General features: G+C 68.7%; 10 protein-coding genes. 3 read left to right on the forward strand and 7 right to left on the reverse strand.

The window, feature by feature from the left end; translation table 11 throughout:
* Positions 1–6 precede the first annotated feature (6 nt).
* From OG289_RS21985 to OG289_RS22000, 4 genes are all read right to left on the reverse strand, one after another.
* A complete protein-coding gene (locus OG289_RS21985; RefSeq protein ID WP_327315743.1) occupies positions 7–1,281 on the reverse strand; it encodes a lanthionine synthetase C family protein in 1,275 nt (424 codons plus the stop codon).
* Entirely contained in the window at positions 1,278–4,232 is a 2,955-nt protein-coding gene (locus OG289_RS21990) for a lantibiotic dehydratase (protein ID WP_327315744.1), read from the reverse strand. The genes OG289_RS21985 and OG289_RS21990 overlap by 4 nt, the downstream gene beginning before the upstream one ends.
* Positions 4,233–4,449: 217 nt before the next feature.
* Complete coding sequence (locus OG289_RS21995) at positions 4,450–4,629, reverse strand: FxLD family lanthipeptide (protein WP_327315745.1); 180 nt, start codon at positions 4,627–4,629, stop codon at positions 4,450–4,452.
* A gap of 603 nt (positions 4,630–5,232) precedes the next feature.
* Entirely contained in the window at positions 5,233–5,679 is a 447-nt protein-coding gene (locus OG289_RS22000) for an ATP-binding protein (protein WP_327315746.1), read from the reverse strand.
* Between the two features lie 241 nt (positions 5,680–5,920).
* Here OG289_RS22000 and OG289_RS22005 point away from each other — a divergent pair, with 241 nt between their 5' ends.
* Positions 5,921–7,204, forward strand: coding sequence for an XRE family transcriptional regulator (locus OG289_RS22005; RefSeq protein ID WP_327315747.1), 1,284 nt, complete (start codon positions 5,921–5,923; stop codon positions 7,202–7,204).
* Positions 7,201–7,740 (forward strand): GNAT family N-acetyltransferase, encoded by a 540-nt coding sequence (locus OG289_RS22010; RefSeq protein WP_327315748.1) that lies wholly within the window; start codon positions 7,201–7,203, stop codon positions 7,738–7,740. The genes OG289_RS22005 and OG289_RS22010 overlap by 4 nt, the downstream gene beginning before the upstream one ends.
* An 80-nt stretch (positions 7,741–7,820) precedes the next feature.
* On the opposite strand, the gene OG289_RS22015 is transcribed toward OG289_RS22010, so the two are convergent.
* The 3 genes from OG289_RS22015 to OG289_RS22025 all read right to left on the reverse strand — a co-directional run bounded on the left by OG289_RS22015 (position 7,821) and on the right by OG289_RS22025 (position 15,426).
* Entirely contained in the window at positions 7,821–13,466 is a 5,646-nt protein-coding gene (locus OG289_RS22015; protein WP_327315749.1) for a DUF4011 domain-containing protein, read from the reverse strand.
* Positions 13,467–13,768: 302 nt separating this feature from the next.
* Positions 13,769–14,782: a hypothetical protein gene (locus OG289_RS22020; RefSeq protein WP_327315750.1), complete on the reverse strand. Its 1,014-nt coding sequence runs from the start codon at positions 14,780–14,782 to the stop codon at positions 13,769–13,771.
* A 68-nt stretch (positions 14,783–14,850) separates the two neighbouring features.
* Positions 14,851–15,426, reverse strand: a complete 576-nt coding sequence (locus OG289_RS22025; RefSeq protein ID WP_327315751.1) for a hypothetical protein — start codon at positions 15,424–15,426, stop codon at positions 14,851–14,853.
* Positions 15,427–16,223: 797 nt separating this feature from the next.
* On the opposite strand from OG289_RS22025, the gene OG289_RS22030 reads away from it, so the two are divergent.
* Positions 16,224–16,364 carry a hypothetical protein gene (locus OG289_RS22030; protein ID WP_327315752.1) on the forward strand — a complete coding sequence of 47 codons (141 nt, stop codon included), beginning with the start codon at positions 16,224–16,226 and terminating at the stop codon, positions 16,362–16,364.
* Positions 16,365–16,407: the final 43 nt, after the last annotated feature.

Consider the following 16,407-nt stretch of genomic DNA (forward strand, 5'->3'; position numbering starts at 1 on the left):
GGTGGATCAAGCGATGAGGAGGCATGCGTCCCAGGCGGACCGGGGTGGTGCCGCGGTGCTGGGCGAGAGGAGGGCCAGGGCTATGCCCGCGGCGCCGTCGAGTAGGCCGGGGCCGCCCTTCTCGTCCTGAATGAGCGCCGTGGCCATGAGTTCGGGGTCGATTCCTGGTGGGATGACACCAGCCAGGAGGGCCGGGATAGCGGCGCGGAGTTGGCCCGCGGTCGAGGGGTGGGCGTCGTCGGCTGTACGCGTGACAGCGTGGGCGAGGCCGGCGAAGCCGTGGCAGAGGCCGTTGTCCGTCGTGGCCTTCAGCTGCTCGGGATCGGTGAGGGCTGCCACGAGCGCGTTCTCCGCGTCGATCTGGCGGCTGGTATCGCCGAGGGCGAGCGCGGCAAATTGCTGGGCGCGGGCGAGGCCGGCGGTGCCGTAGCACCAGGAGGGCCGCCTGGGTGCTGACGAGCCGAGACGCCCCCTGCGCAGCTCGCCCTGAGTGACCCAATACGGCCAGACCGGCCCGCCGTCGGCCTTCTCCTTCCAGCGGTCCAGCCAGGCCAGGATGGTGCGCAGTGCCGTGTGGTGCCCGTCGGTGATGGAGCCGCTCCGAGCTGCGAGGGCCAAGAGCGCGAGCACGCCGCCGATGCCGTGGGCCATACCGGTGTTGGCGTGCCCAGCGGGGAATCGGTCGTCCGGGCTGCCGGAGGGCCCGGTCTCCGCCCACCAGCCCGGCAGAGTCTCGCCGTGGTGGGTGATCGGTTCGGTGAGGCGCACGCAGTAGTCGAGAACGGCGCGCATCGTGGAGCTGCCGGGGTTTCGGCGCAGTAGGTAGGCGCCGTATCCGGTGAGGCCCCGGACGGCGTCGAACTCGGCGAGCTGCGGTAGGCGTTCGGCGTCGATGCGGCGGTGTGCGGCGTCGAGACGGCGTCCGACGTCGACTGCGATCTGTCCATCCATCGCGTCGAGGGCGCGCTGGTAGGAATCGGGAAGGTGGTCGGCGGCACAGGTCAGGGCGTGGGCGAAGGCGGGCACTCCGTAGAACGGGTGGCTGTCCGGGCCGCTGGTGAGCGGCTGCCGGGAGGCGGCGGCGAGCCAGTCGTGGGCGCGGTGCCACGGGCCGCGGCCGTTAGCGGCCAGCTCGATGTGCAGGAGCGCGATTCCGGGCGGGCCGTATGCGAGATGTTGTCGGTCCGAGGACAGCAGCCTGGAGCCGAGGGGCACGGTGTCGGGGTCGGCAAGCCGGGTGGCGATGGCGTCGACCAGGCCAAGCGTGGGGTGGGGGGTCACGACGCCGTCCTCCTGGTGCGGGCGGTCCAAGCCAGGGCAGCGGCGCGCGCCAGGTAGAGGCACACCTCTTCCTCCGGGAAGTTCACGGCGACGTGGCGCACGAAGTGAACGTGCAGCAGGGAGGTCAGGACGTCGTCGACGGCGATGCCCTGGGTGTCCGGGCCGGGCAGGTGCGGCCGGTACGCGGCGAGTGCCGCTTCCCGGTCGGCCCATCCGGACACGATGGCGTCTCCGCCCGGGACGCTACGCAGGGCTGACCAGTCGTCGCTCGGGTCGGCGAGCCGTACGGCCTCGGTGAACTGCGGGCGTGGAACGGGCACGGGGGCTGTCCGCGGGACGTGGTCGATCAGCCACTTCATTCCGGCCTCAATGGTGCCGAGGAACGCGGAGGTGATGGCGACCGTGTGGGCCGCTACCAGCGTGCGCGGTCCGGGACGCTGTGGCTGCGTGAGCTGGGCCAGGATGGCGCACGAGTCCGCCCGGAACACATTCTCGGCTGCCTCCCATGCGGAGCCGGAGCCCCAGCGACCCATCTCCCGGTAGGAGGTGGGATAGCGCAGGTCGGCCAGCAGGCCGATGCTTCGTAGCTCGTCGGCCCAGGCGCTTACCGTTCGGGCCGTATCGGCGAAGGCTTCCGGGTCGGGGAGGGCGATGCGTACGCGGAGGTGTTGGTCTGGGTCTCGAAAGCGGATGAACCACCACGGCGGGTTGCCGAGTTGTTCGAGGAGGCCGGGCAAGTGCCGGGAGAGCACGACGTCTTGGCGGCGGGGGTCGCCGTACAGGGCGGCCAGAAGGACTGAGGAAGAGGCAAGCGTCTGAGTCTGGGCCGCAGACAGGGCACGGGCCCGGTCGGGGGCGGGCAGTGGCGGCCATGCCGACGGCCTCGTTGCTTTGAGGGGCACTACGACCTCGTGGGCTCGCCCGCCGCACCAGCCGTACGCCTCTGGTTCTGGGGCCTCGACGAGCACGGCCATGCGCGAATGGTCGAGGTGTCTGCGCAGGAACGCATGGTGGCCGGCCTCGTCGAGGTCGAGGAAGAGGCGCCGGTCGTCCTCTACGAGGTAGACACGGCGCGGCAGCCTCCGCCGGGCACGCCAGTCGGCGAGCGCAGCATCCCACTCCTCCCGAGGGCGGACGTGGCCGGGCAGTTCGGGTGCTTCCAGCCGCCAGCGTGCCGGGGCCAGCATGATGCGGCCGTACCGCAGACGTGGGAGGAACGGCATGGCCGCTGCGGCGCCCCAGTCGAAGACGGTGACCTGCGCGCACTGGGCGCGGGACAGTTCGGTGAGGAACCGCACCAGTGGCGGGGTGTGGGTGCGCAGGTTCAGCGCGTGCATCCCGACAGCCTCCACGCGGTGGCATCGCTCGGGGACGGCGAGGTACATGCGGCGGCCGTCGCACCCCACAGCCAAGTCCTCCGGGGTTAGGACGGTGTCCTGCGGGGCGCGGTGCTCCTGAAGGCTGATCACGATGGGCAGAACCTGTGGGGAGTGGGTGACGTGGGCACTCTCGGGTAACAGGGGCGGGAAAGAGAGCTGCGCGGGCATGGTGTTGCCGTCTGCGGCCGGGAGGTCGGCAAGCTCTGTGACCAGGGCCTCCCGGTCGGCGGGGGCCAGCACGCTGAGGAATCGGCCCGTGGAAACGCCGGCGCCACGGGACACGCTCACAGCCTCCAGCCGGAACCGCCCGCGCTGCAACTCCTCCAGGCTGGCCGCGTGCACCCGCACCCCGATCTCCAGGTGCGGCGGCAGCCGAGGCTCGTCGGGACCCACGTCCAGGGCCTCAATCTGTTCGTCCGTGAGGATCACTTCGTCACGGCCGTCGAGCGCAGCGGCCTGAGCCAGCCGTACGAGGGTGTCATCCCGAGCGGAGACACGGGGCCTGCGTGCGCCGGCCGGAGCGCCGGGGTAGCCGTCGGGATAGCCGGTGCCGCTGTCCGCGACGACCTCTGCGAGCGGCACCATCGTGCCGATGCCGTAGCGCTCGTAGAACCGCTGGTGGTACTCGTTCCAGGCGGCGGTCCCGTACGGGCGGATGCTCAAGCGGGTCAGGATGAGAGCGGCGCGCTCGATCTCTCGGGCGACCGCTTCCGGCAGAACGATCCGTGCGTCCAGGCGGAGGTCGAGCGCGACGGGGTGGCGACGCAGGCCGGGGACGAGGTCTCGCATCCGCGCCGCGACGCGGACCCGGCCGCCGCGCGTGGCGCATTCCTCCAGGCCCGCCCGGACCGCGTGGAGTTCGCGTACGGTCTCCGCGACCGGGGCGAGACTTCCAGCGTCGATCGCGTTGAGTTGGCCCATCAGATACCCGAGGGCGTCAGTCTCGGTGCTCGGAGCGTGCAGGCCCGCGATCAGTACCCGCCGCCGGATCAGCTCCGCCAGCAGTTGACGCGCCTTCTCGGAACTGGCCTCGGGGAACTCAGCCTGGAGCTTGTCCACGAGGGTGCCGAGCCGGATCGGCAGTCGGGTCGAGGCAAGGACCGTGCGCACCGGTCCGGTCAGGGCCAGAGACGCCTCGACCGCGCGAGTCCGGTCGTCCTGGACGTCGGGCTGGAACGGCACGATGAGCCGGTCTCCCCGGTACGTCACGGTGTTGTTGATGACGACCGGCAGCCGTTCGAGGAGGTCCGGGCATGACTCCAACCGTGCAACCAGAGCCGCCAGCCACTCTGCCCCCGCGCGGCCGACGGCCACGTGCTCCTCGCCCCAGTCAGCCCGCGCCTGCGGGCCGAACTCCGCGGTGGCCACGCCGGCGAACAGGCCGAAAGGCGTAGCCCGGTGCAGGGCCCGCAGCAGGTAGCGGGCCACGGACAGCGCCGTGCGCTGCACATCCCGGAGGGCAGGATGCTCAGCCGTGCACAAGGCCCCTACCTGCGCGGCCAGGACCGGGCTGGAGTGCTGGAGCGCCTCGGCGACGTCCTTGTTCGCCCAGACCGCGCGTAGCCACGTCACACGGGCAGACGAACCACTGGGCGAGCGGTCATCGAGGTCAGGGCATGGAGGAATCGGCAGCGAGGGCCGGGCCACGGCGCGCACGAGAGCGGTGGAACCGGTGCGGAACGTTGCGGGCGGAACAACCACCAAGTACCTCCGTAGGTGAGGGGACGGGCGGCTGGTGCCGCCGCGCGGAGACGCGGCGGCACCAGACCGGGGTGATCTGGGGGCTGGGTCAGGCGACGTTGGTGGTGCAGGCGCCGCAGGTGGACCCGCAGTTGTCGTCGGTCAGGTTGACCAGGCCGGCCGGGTCGGCGATCTCGACGAGGGAGACGTCCAGGTCGAAGCCGTCCGACACCCCGGGGATCTGCGGGCGTACTTCGGTGCGGCTGGGAACTACGGTGCTGCGCGTCATGCTTCAACTCCTCTTAATCGTTGGTGTTACTGGGCTGGAGCGCCCACCAGGTACCGTCACGGGAGCGTTGCCAGACGGCTGCTCCCCGGACGGCTCCTGGCCGCCCGGCACGAGGGGACGTGCTCCGCGTAGGAAGTCCTCGCGGGCTGCCTCCCTCACGCCGGGAAGTCGTGTGCCGGGAGTCTGATCAAGCGGATGCCGGTCGCCGTTCCATGAAGTAGGCGAGCGCCTGGGCCTTGAGGCGATCGAGGCACGGCTCGCACGCGTAGAAGGGGGCGTGCTGCCCATCTCACTGCACTGGGCCGAGCCAGATCACCAGGACTCCGGTACGGCCGCAGCCGAGCCAGCAATCACCGGTGATCCACGGCCACTCCATGGAAGGACGTCACCCTTCTCAGCTGGTCGGGATGGTCGATCTGGCGGCCTGGCAGTTGCGAGCGCAGGCCCAGAGCTGGAACGGCAGGCCCCGGTGGCGTATCTCGCCCAGCCGTCGACCGCTCGCTCCCAGCGGTCGGGCGCAGAGGGCGCAGTCCATGGCCATCTGCTGGCGGGGCCGGAGTCGGGCGAGATCCGGAAGGGGCGGGGGTGCCGTGGCCGGGATGCTCACTTGCCGCCCTCGGTACGGAGTTCCGCCCAGACCTCTTTGCCCCAAGGGCGTCTGCCCGAGCCGTGCAGGTCGTAGCCCCACCGGTCGGCGACAGCATCGGCGAGGAGGAGCCCGCGCCCCGACTCGTCGTCGTCAGCCGCCTGGCTGAGTATGGGCTGACGCGATGGTTCCCGGTCCACGACCCCGACGCGCAGTCGCGTCGTGCTCGGCCGCCCAACCGTGAGGCGGATCTCGGGACACTGAGTGTGCCTGGAGGCGTTCGCGATCAGCTCCGTAACGATCAGCGCGGCTCGGTCGGCGAGGCCGTCGAGGTGCCACACACCGAGGACGTCTCGGACGAGGTCGCGGCCGATCTCGGCCGTGGACGGCTTGCACGGGAAGGTCTGGCTGTACGTCGGGTGGCCGACAGAGAGTGCCGCAACTGGTGTTCTCAGACTCGTCATTGGGGTGGAGCCTTCGTGTCGTCTCGGCGCCCGGCCCGCCCCCGCGGGGGAACCTCAGGGGCGGGCCGGGCCGTCAACAGCCGCCCGCACGGTGGGGCGCGGCGGGCGACCAGCACCCAGACAACTCCCTTTCACAGCAGGTTGGTTAGGACGTTCAGGTGCTCAGTCGACGGACCGACCTAGGGCGTTTTGACCTCTCCTTTACCTGGCGGGTGAGGATCGCGCGGGCTACCGTGCCCGCATGGACACCACCCGCAACACCGTTCTTGAGGCGTGGATGACCGAACACGGCTACAGCTCCAACAGCCTCGCCGAGGCCGTGAACAGGGCCATTGAACGGTTGACCGGGCGCCCTGGAGGACTCGACGGCTCGTCGGTGCGGGCGTGGAAGGCGGGCAGGGTTACGTGGCCAAAGGCGGCCGCCCGCAAGGCACTTGAGGACGTCACCGGACTACCCGCCGTCGCTTTAGGGTTCGTGCCACGGGGTCGGCCTTCGTCCATCCCGGCTCCACCGCAGCAGGAGGACCCCGACATGAAGCGCCGTACCCTCGTCGGCAGCATCGCGGCGGCTGCCGCCGCAGCAGCCGCACCCGGCACCGCATCGCCGCGCCGTATCGGCATGAGCGACGTCAATCGCCTCAACAAGCGCTTCGCCGAGATCATCGCCAGCGACCACCGCCACGGCGGACAACTCGGCATCGAACAGCGGGCCGCCGCCCTCGCCGACGAGGCACTCAACCTCCAGAACGCCGGCAGTGCCACCCAGCGCGTACGCAGCAACCTCTACGCCTCCGCAGCCGCCTTCCGCTCCTCCGCGATGTGGGCCGCCATCGACGGCCGGCGCTACGACATCGCCAAGACACACATGCGCGAGGCCCAGGCCCTCGCCGAGATGTCCGGCGACCAGGCAATCAAGTTCCGCATCTGGAGCCACGCGGGCACCATGTACCGCCACATGGGCCGACCGGCGGACGCGTTCGCTGCCAACGACGTCGCCCGCAACCTGCACCTCACCCGCCGTGACCCCCTGTTCGCCTCCCTCGGCATGGCCCGCCAGGGCGCCATCCACGGCGCGGCACAGGACCGCACCGGCACCCGCCGGGCCTTCGAGCAGGCGCAGGACGCCATGCTGCGCGCCGACCCCGCCGACTACCGGCCGGTGTGGATGCTCGCCTTCTACGACCAGGCCGAACTGGACTCCCTGGCCCTCTCCGCACACTTGGCGCTCGGCGACTACTCGACCGCCGAGTACCACGCCCACCGCTGCCTGTCCGCCCTCCGGCCCCACATGATCCGTTCCCGGGCCATCACCACGACCCGGCTCGCCCACGCGCAACTCGCCCAGGGCGCTCCCGAAGCCGCCACAGTCACCGCGATGAAGGTCCCGGCCGAGGCTGCCACCCAGCACGCCCGGGTGACGCGCATGCTGCAGGAGTTCGGGGCCGCACTGCGCGCCACCGCGCCGGGCAGCTCCAGCGTGCAGACCTGGACCGAGCACGCCGCCACCTGGAGGATGGCCGCATGACCACGGCGCCCGCCATCGAACTGCGCACGTTCACGACTCTCGACACCGCCCGCGGCGACCTCCTCGACGTGTACGCCGACGTACGCGCCCCACTCCTCCACCTGCCGAACTACGCCGTCACCGCGTTCGGCGAGCGCCTGGACCGGCACGGCACCGAGCCGGGCTTCACGGCCGTCCTCGCGTACGCGGACGGCCAACCAGTCGGCTACGCCTACGGCAACACCATCGAGCACGGCGACCGCTACTGGCAGCGCACCAGCCCGACGCCGGCCGAGAAGTACACCGAGCGTCCGGCCGTGGCCCTGAAGGAGATCGGCGTCCGGCCGACCTGGCGGAAAACCGGCACCGCCCGCCGCATCCACGACGCCCTCCTCGCCACCCGCGACGAGCCGTACGTCACGCTCATGGTCAACCCGGCCGCCGGCGACGGAAAGGTCCACGCGCTCTACCAGTCGTGGGGGTACGAGGGCATCGGGCAGAGCCAGCCGTCACCGGCCTCGCCGGTACTCACAGTCATGATCCGAGCCAGCCACTGACCGGCCCCACATCTCCATCCGGCCGTGGGGCCAGATCGCTCCTCTGCGTTTGGCTCTGGCCGATGACGGCACGGTTCCGTTCAGTCGCGGACATGCCGAATGTGAGCGGTGCGGCGCTTCCCTGAGCCGTCCTCATATTCCACCAGGCCGGTCCCGCGCCACAGCAGGGCAGCTGCGAGTGGCGTGAACGGACTGAGCGTCTGGCCGTCCTCCGTGACCGGGCTCTGAGAAGTGATCTCGTACTCCTCGACATCCACAGAGCCGTCGAAGCTCAGGCCGACCACGCGACCTGGAGCGACCATCGCTCTCCCGGTTGTGCGAGGAATGACAGAGGTTGCCCCGAGGAAGCTCTCCAGGAAAGTGGCGCGCTCCTCCAGCTGTTCACGCCGCTTTTCCCATTTGCGCCGGTTGTCTGCGCGCACCCGGTAATCGGTGGCGGTATCAAGGGGCTCCGGTTGCCGCAAGTACTCGCGTATCTGGGACAGCTCGTTCTCGACACGCTCCCGGGATGCCTTGGCCAACGCCGTCACCGGGTAGGTGACGGCAGAAGAGGTCTCCCGATGCCGCGGAGTCGGCACTGTTCTGCGCTGCCCCGCTTTCGGAGTGGAAGCCGGGGCAGTCCGGGTTCCAGCACCGTGGCCCGCGGGCGATCGTTGGGCAGGTCCGCTCCGCGCGAGGGCTCGTGACGACGCTTCCGGTTCCGCCGTGTCACTCTCGGCCACGCCGGTTGCACCGGGCCTCGTACCAACGGGGAGGGCCACCGCACGTTCGACGGCGGCGCGCAGCCGGGCTTCTGCACCAGACCGGTCGCGGTACCAGTCAGTGCTCCAAATCCGGTGCAGCTCCCAGTTAAGTCCCCGCAGCACTCCTTCGCGCAGCCGGTCACGGTCACGTGCTGCCTTCGAGGAGTGGTACATGGCGCCATCGCACTCCACGCCCAGCGCGTACCGCCCTGGCCAGCGTGGATGCTGGACGCCCAGGTCAATGCGGTAGCCCGCGACGCCGACCTGAGGCTGTACGTCGTAGCCCCAGCCTCGCAGCACCGCCAGTACAGATACCTCAAACGGGCTCTCTGGCTGGGCGTCCGGGTCCGCCGCTTCATTGGAGAGGACAGACGGACCTCTCTGGGCGTACTGCAGGTAGCGGTGGAGGTGCCGAAAGCTCTTGCCGGTGTTACCCACTGGCACCTCATCGGGGTCGAACGAGGCCACGACCTCCACGCGGTAGCGTGCGCGGGTGACGGCGACGTTCAGCCGGCGCCAGCCATCCGCCTTGTTCATGGGGCCGAAGTTCCTCGAAATCTTGCCGTGGGCGTCAGGGCCGTACCCGACGGACAGGATCATGATGTCCCGTTCGTCGCCTTGCACGCTCTCCAGATTCTTGACGAAGAACCCGTTCAGCCGGTCCTCGGAGAAACACTCGTCGAGGTCGGGCCGATCCCGGCGTGCCGCGTCCACCGCGTCTTGGATCGCGACAGCCTGTGATTGGGACAGGGCCACCACACCCAGCGATCTGCCTTTGCGCGTACTGAAGTGGTGGATCACCCGGCAGGCCACCTCCGCAGCCTCACCGGGGTTGTTCTGAGCAGCCGTCCCGGAACGGTAAACGCCTTCCCTGGCACGATAGAAGGCGACGCCGACATCCGGCCCCTCGGCGTGAGCCCCCGGGAAGGTGGTCATCGACTCGTCGTAGAACTCCCGGTTGCTGAAGGCAATCAGGTCCTCATGACGGCTGCGATAGTGCCAGCGCAGCGACAAACTGGGCAGCAGTCCGCTCGCCTTGCACAGGTCCAGCACGGAATCGAACTTCTCGGGTAGCTCCTCGTCCTCGGTGTCCTCCTCATCGTCACCGGTGGAGGAGAAGAATGCGGTGGGCGGGAGCTGCTTCTGGTCACCCGCCACGATCAGCGCCCGACCACGGTAAACACAGTTGATGGCGTCCTGCGGCAGCACCTGCGACGCCTCGTCGAAGATGACCACATCGAAGACGAGGTCGGGCGGCAGGAACCGGCTGACGGTGAGCGGACTCATCATGAAGCACGGCTTGATCAGCCGCACCGTCTCCCGGGCTGACTCCAGCAGCTCTCGTACTGGCTTGTGCCGGGTCTTCTTCTCGCCCTCTCGTCTGAGCAATGCCGCACCCGAAGCGTCCGAGGTACGCGAGCGGCGGGCGTCACAGGTCTGGATGACACGCGCACGGGCTTGGTCGGCAAGTTTCGCGTCTAGTTCGCGGAACCCCGCCACCAGGTCGTCGCGATCCGCGGATCGGGTGGTTCCCAGCCGTGGGTCACCGGACAGCTGGAAATCCGCCCATGCTCGGAGGGCCGCACGTTCGACCAGCGCCGGGAAATCGGCCGGAGCAACCCCTCGGCGCACCGCCCGGTCCACCAGATCGCCCAGGCTCAGGTCGTCGAGGGCCCTACGGCCTCTGTCGTAGGCACGCCACTCGTCAGGGCCGCCCCGATCACCGTCCAGGACCGCGAGCACCTTCAAGGCCGCTTCCTGGCCACGGGAGAACGCTTCACGGAGCTGCTCCGTACGCTCCGGACGGAACAGGTCCACCAATGCCTCTGTGGCCAGCCTCCATGTGCCTGCGGCGGCTTCCAACTCGGTGTCGGCTTCCGCGTGATAGAGGATCTCGGCGGCGGACGCGCTCAGCGACGCCGTGCTCTGAAGCCCGCATGCCTCGCGCAGTGTGCTGATCCAACCGAGAGCGGCAGTCAGGTCGGACACACTCGTGCTCCGGCCCGTGTAGAGGTCCCCGAGCAGTTCCCGGTCGCCGTCCGCCCTGGACTCGAACTCCATCGCGGCAGCACGCGCTGCCTGTACGGCATGCACACTGGCGCGTGCTGCGGAGAGAGTCCAGGTGCCCGGTGCCCCGACTGCTCCGCTCGCGACGGCGGTCTCCTCCACGATCCGTATCAGTTGCTCGGCCGCTCGCAGAGGTACAACATGCGCGCGGCTCCATTGCGCAGCGGCTCTGAGGCTTCCCGGTTCCAATTCGTACGACGGTCCGGGCGCTGGTGGAAGCACCAGGGAATCCCGCCACTCAGTCAACCGGGCGGCTGCCCGTTCTGCGGTGCTACTCGCGGCCGGATGCGGGGCCCCTCCGGAAGCCACCTCGCGCGCCAGTGCGTCCGGGTTCAGCACTCGGGGAACGAGCCTGAGGGTGTCGTCGGCCAGCGCGATCAGGGAGTCCACGCCATCGAAGTCGGTGTCCTCGCCCCGCCAGTGCGTACCGAGGGCAGACGCGTGGCGGTCGGCCTCGGTATTCAGCGTCCGTGCCGCCTGCTGCCAAGCCACCGCGGCCGGAAGCGCGGCCACAACTGCCTTGGTGCATTTACCGCCGTCAGGGAGAAGCGGCCTGATCAACCGCCGGTCGGCGCGGCACGCTGCGGACAGCCTCCCGGTAATGGAACGGTGCACGGTGGCAAACCGGTGCGTGACTTCTTCAAGGGAATCTTCCTGCAGCACCCGGTCCGTGAAGACCTCTTCGGCCTTCCTCCGAGTCTCGCGCAGCCGCCTCACCGCTTCACGCAGGACCTGCGCGGCAGTCCTGGCGTCGGCCGCTCCCTCACGGGTGAGCCATGTGGGCAGCGGTTTCGCGTCGTCGGGGCGTCCTGCAAGAACGGCGAGGTGACCCAAACGCAAGGCGTCATCGCAGGACTCGGGGGCGGGCAGGCCGTACATCGCGGCAACGGCCGCCAGCGACTGGACCGCCTCGTCGAGGGCCGCGGCGTCTGCCTCAAGACGGTCGCCGAGTTCACGCGCGCCGTCAGCAGTGAGCCCACTGATGTCGATGGCCGGAGGCCGCACAGCCGACAGAGCGGTCTCCTCCGCACTCGGCGTGGGATCCGCCTCGGTCGGCAACCGCTCCCATGCCGTGCCGAGTGTCTGTCGCGCCGACCGTTCGGCTTCGATGACCTCGTCGAGACGGCGTCGGAAGTCCGTCACCGCTGTGGTCAGGCCGTGGTGATCGGCGGTCAGCCAGGGATGCGGCAGTGTCGGCCGTGCGCCCGCGACGTGCAGCAGCGCGGTCAGCCTGCCGGTGTCACGAACTCCCTGCCAATCGAGTTCACCAAGGAGAGCCGTGTGCGGCAGCAGTCTCGTATCGAGGTCGCTGAGGGCTTCAGTGGCGCGATCGAGCGTCTGCAGCGGGTTACCGGCGTCCGTCATCCCGTACCAGGAGAATGCCGTGCCTTCCAAGGCCGGGCGCCACGATCTGCTGACCTGTCGGGCTGCCACCCTCGCCTGGTCGAGTCCCTCGGCCGTGAGCGCCTCCGCGTCGAAGGCCCGGTCCGCGGGCAATGGATGAGAGCTGTCCAGCAGTGAGATCCTGCCGAGGACTTCGTGCAGGCTCATACCGAGTCCGGGTTGGGTCTCGTTCATCGCCGCTGCGTACCCGGAGAGTTCCTGGCGCAGTTGGCGAGCTCGCTGGAGGTCCGCCCGGGCACCGCCCGACGAAGTGCGCCGAGGAGGCGGCTGCAACGCCCGGCCGAGTTCCTGTGCCACCTGCTTCCGGCCCGTGCTGTTGCTGTGCAACGCCAAGACGTAGTCATCGAGACCGACATTGCTCAAACGGTTACGGACCACGTCCAGGGCAGCCGCCTTCTCGCTGACGAACAGCACGGTACGGCCCTGTTCCAGCAGGCCCGCGATCATGTTGGTGATCGTCTGGCTCTTGCCGGTGCCGGGCGGCCCGTCCATCACGAAACTGCGGCCCTCGATGGCAGCAGCAATGCACTGCCGCTGGGAAGAGTCCGCGTCAAGGACAAGCGGGGCCTTTTCGGGCGGCTGGATCTCGTCGATGCGATCGGTGTCGGCCGGTTCGAAGGCGAAGGTCCCCGGCGAGAGGCCAGAGTCCGCGCCGAGCCCAATGGCGCGCACAAGGGCGCTGGCCTGCACCCGGTCTGCGTTGTCGAGGAGGTCCCGATACATGACCTCCTTGCTTGAGTTGAACGTGTCCAGCACTATCCGATTGGTGACTTTCCAGCCGCGCATGCCCGCCACCGCACGCCGGACCTGCGCGATCAGGGCTGGAATGTCACGGTGTTCCACCTGCTCGACACGTGGCCAGTCAACGCCCAACTCGCTCATTTTGATGGCGAGGGCGGGGTTGAGGGTCGGCTCCTCATCTGCGTTGACCTTCAGTACGTACGAGCCCCCGCGTCGCCGTTCCAGTACGACCGGCACCATCACCAACGGCGAACTGAAGCTCTTCTCAGCAGATGGGGCCGGCGTCCAGTCGAGAAAACCCACACCGAGATGGAGCACCCACAAGCCGTAGTCGTTGTACTTCTCCCGCGCGACCAGGGCCAGGCGACGCAAATGCCGGTCCTGTTCAGCCTGCGTGGCCTTGGACGTGGTGATCTTCACAGTGGGGCGGTTGCTGCCGACTCCTGCCCGGGATGCGGGAGTGTCGATCGACCTGGCGCCAGTGGCGGAACTGGCCGGGACCACTTTGCCCAGCGGCACCGACCCGCCCGACGCATGGTTCTCGTCATCGGATGCCTCGCCGCGCACAGCAGCGAAGGCACAGCCACGGGAAAGCACTTCCAGCACGCTGGACAACCCGGGCTCGACCAAATCCATGCCCGCCGACGAGGAGCGGCGCTGGTAGTTGAGCAGCCGGTTACGAAGGCTCAGGTCGATAAGTGAGTCCCGCCATGAGGCGAGCAGCCTCTCCAGCCGAGCGCGGTCCGTAGGCAGCCAGCCTTGGCGGGTCATACAGCGCAGCTCCCTCACTGATGAAGAGGCCGTGAAGGCAGTGGACGAAATGGGTGAAGCATAGCGGCGCACTGCAACGGCGTCTGGAGGGACGACACCAGACGAATCTCTCCCATTGGGGCGTATGGGGATGAAGAAGCGACTTTCTCGGCGGCGGCTGAGTTTTCACCCCGTCACCGAGAGACGTTGATACCGAGGGTCCGCGTCCCGGGGCCAGCAACAACCGGCACAGCTCAGTCAGCCGGCACCCACCTCTGTCAGGGCCGCCGGGTGCACCCCCGACAGCCGTCGATCCCCGCTCCTCACGCTGTCCGGGCGAGGCCGTCGAGCGCCTGGTCCGGCGGATTTCCGGATTGCTTGGCCCGGTTGGGCAGCGTGGTGAACCCGCCACACGGGTGAAGGCACCGATAGCAGCGGAGATCTCGGCCCGCCGGGTGTTCTCCCAGACCCTGGATGAGAATCTGCGGATCGATCTCGAATTTGGCGAAGCGGGCCAGGGGGTCTCTCGGCCGGGAGACCAGGCTCACTTCATGCAGTTGCCCGTCGGAGATGACCGGCCGCGGATAAGCCACAACGTTCTCCCCGTCGGTGTGAGAGCAGCTGTGGTACCCGCAGGCGTTGCACGTTCCCTCGCCAGCGCGCCGCACGGTGACGGGGTAACGGGTGTCGAGCAGGTGCTCGCACGCATCGATGTCCTGTCCGCACAGGGAACAGCACCGAATAGAGGTAAACCCAGCAGACATACCCCACCTGTAGTGCATGAGTGAGAGGGGGCAGACATCCCAGTAGGTGTTGTCCGAGTACTCGATGTCGCACCCGAACAGTCCACCTACCAGGGCTGCGACGTGATGGGCGTGGTGGTGGGCGAGTTCGCGGAGGCCGGTGTCTTCGAGGAAGTTGTAAGCGTCGACCGCGCGTGCGAGCGCGTTGCGTGCCTCTGTTTCCAAGTCATGCCAGGGACCGGCATGATGCAGTGCGCCGGGCGGCAGAGGAAGACGGTTCGCCATGAGCGTGTACTGCGAGTGGTCCCATCCTCCACGGCGAAGGCTGAGCGAGCTCGTCAGCAGCGGGGATGGGCGGGTGCGCTCGCGAATGCCGTCCCGCAGCCGGCGCCGGGCCTGCGACCAGACGCGGACAAGGAAGTCTCGTTGCGCCTCCATCGTGTGAAGTCCGCGGCGGTGGACGGCGTCGGACGTGGTCTGCCACGACGGCAGGTGCTGGAAAGGCAGTCCCCAGGTGAGAGAGATGCTGCGGCAGCACTGCCCATACAGGCGCATGGACTGCCGCAGTGCCTCCACGCCGTCCTGGTGCATCATGGCCTCACGCACGGGGCCCGCAGCTGGAGGAAGGGGCACGCCGGTGCGGATGACAACGCCGGAGAACCTCATTCGATGGTGCCCTCCGGCCCGGCCGCGTCCGAGTCCGCAGGAGGCAGTTCCGCGGTAGCAGGGTCAGAGACGGCCGCCTGGATGAGGCTTTCAATGTCTGCAAGCTGGCTGGTGACCTCCAGGCCACGGATGACCGTCTCCCTGTCGGTGCGCACAATTTCCGCGACCTTGACCATCACCCGAGCCTCGTCGACCTGCTCTGGAGGACAGTCGGCGCCGAGTGAGGAACGCGCCCGCTGCCAAGCGGCCAGGGCGATGCTCTTGACCAGATCGGTAGTGAGAGTGGTGACAACGGCCACGCACATCGTGGTCACCACAGCGGCGGCACTGTACTCGCTGAGGTAGCGCCGATCCTCCCGGGCAACGGCGAAGTCGATATCCACGCCACGGTGCCGCAGCGTCTTGACCATCCCAGCCACGTCGTCCCGGTACACAGCCACGCCGTCGACGCTTGAGTCAGGAAGCAGGAAGACGCGATCACTTGCAGGAGCGTCGAGGACCATCGCGGGCAGGTCTGCGGCCGAGACCCTCCACGGCATCACAACATCCTGCGGCCCGTTGATGTCAGGCATGAGCAGCGACCCTTTCCTGCGGTCATGATTGTCGGCGTGAGCCTAGCCTCGCCGCACCTGCCGCATGGCGCCCACAGCAGGGGCCACGAGGAGGTGGAGAGACAATCGGCGCCGACTTTTGCCCTGATGCCATGCAGAGGTCCGTGCCTCGAGGATCCACCGAGCCCTCCAGGCTTCTCACCAACCGCATCAGGCGCTCCCGCAACGCCCTGTCTGCTCCGCGTCCTCCTCCCCCGCTGCCGACCCGGCCTCCCCCTCTGAATGGTCCGGCCTGACCGCGTGCTGCGGCTTTTCCTCAGGATGCGGGCTTCGTGCGTGCGCGATGCGTGAGCGGACCGTCCGGCACGGGCCGTCACAAGCAGGATCGAGCACTCAGCGGCCGTGACGCTGACCAGGAGAAACAGCGCCAGACAACAGCGTCGAGCACCCCTCGGCAAGGATTCGATCCCACTCCTAAAGCGGGTGTCGCAGGTTCGAATCCTGCCGGGGGCACCGTGCCTGACCAGGCATGATGCATCAGAAAGGCCCCTCGGAAGTGATCTCCGAGGGGCTTTTTGAGCTGGCATGGGAACGAATGGGAACGCGCCGGCAGGCAGCGTCCGGCGTGGAAACCTGGACAAATCCCCTGGTTTCGGCCCCCTCTCACACGGCCGCCGCTGGCACGCCCCGTCGACATCGGTGCCTCGATCCCGACAAGGAATCCGCGGTCGTCCTCTACAACGTCCTCTCCGATCGCCCAGCTGTACGAGCAGGGCCTGGTCCACCACGTTGGGGCGCACGTAGCCCTGGAGGACCAGATGGTCACCTGGGTCGTCGGCATGGACAGCCCTGACCGCATGGACGCCGCGGTCCACGGATTGACGGAACTCGCCGACCCCGACCAGCTCGCCGCCGTCGCCGGCCACATCCACGATGACCGCCTCGGCGGACGCCGATAACCCCCCGGAAACGGCCCCATGTAGGCCAACGGCCCAGCCGGGG

This window comes from Streptomyces sp. NBC_01235, from assembly GCF_035989285.1.
Classification (GTDB): domain Bacteria; phylum Actinomycetota; class Actinomycetes; order Streptomycetales; family Streptomycetaceae; genus Streptomyces.

Excerpts from the sequence above, each read along its gene's own strand:
- OG289_RS21995 (WP_327315745.1), bottom strand. The coding sequence starts at position 4,629 with ATGACGCGCAGCACCGTAGTTCCCAGCCGCACCGAAGTACGCCCGCAG.
- OG289_RS22000 (WP_327315746.1), bottom strand. The coding sequence starts at position 5,679 with ATGACGAGTCTGAGAACACCAGTTGCGGCACTCTCTGTCGGCCACCCG.
- OG289_RS22005 (WP_327315747.1), top strand. The coding sequence starts at position 5,921 with ATGGACACCACCCGCAACACCGTTCTTGAGGCGTGGATGACCGAACAC.
- OG289_RS22010 (WP_327315748.1), top strand. The coding sequence starts at position 7,201 with ATGACCACGGCGCCCGCCATCGAACTGCGCACGTTCACGACTCTCGAC.
- OG289_RS22015 (WP_327315749.1), bottom strand. The coding sequence starts at position 13,466 with ATGACCCGCCAAGGCTGGCTGCCTACGGACCGCGCTCGGCTGGAGAGG.
- OG289_RS22020 (WP_327315750.1), bottom strand. The coding sequence starts at position 14,782 with ATGATGCACCAGGACGGCGTGGAGGCACTGCGGCAGTCCATGCGCCTG.
- OG289_RS22025 (WP_327315751.1), bottom strand. The coding sequence starts at position 15,426 with ATGCCTGACATCAACGGGCCGCAGGATGTTGTGATGCCGTGGAGGGTC.
- OG289_RS22030 (WP_327315752.1), top strand. The coding sequence starts at position 16,224 with ATGGTCACCTGGGTCGTCGGCATGGACAGCCCTGACCGCATGGACGCC.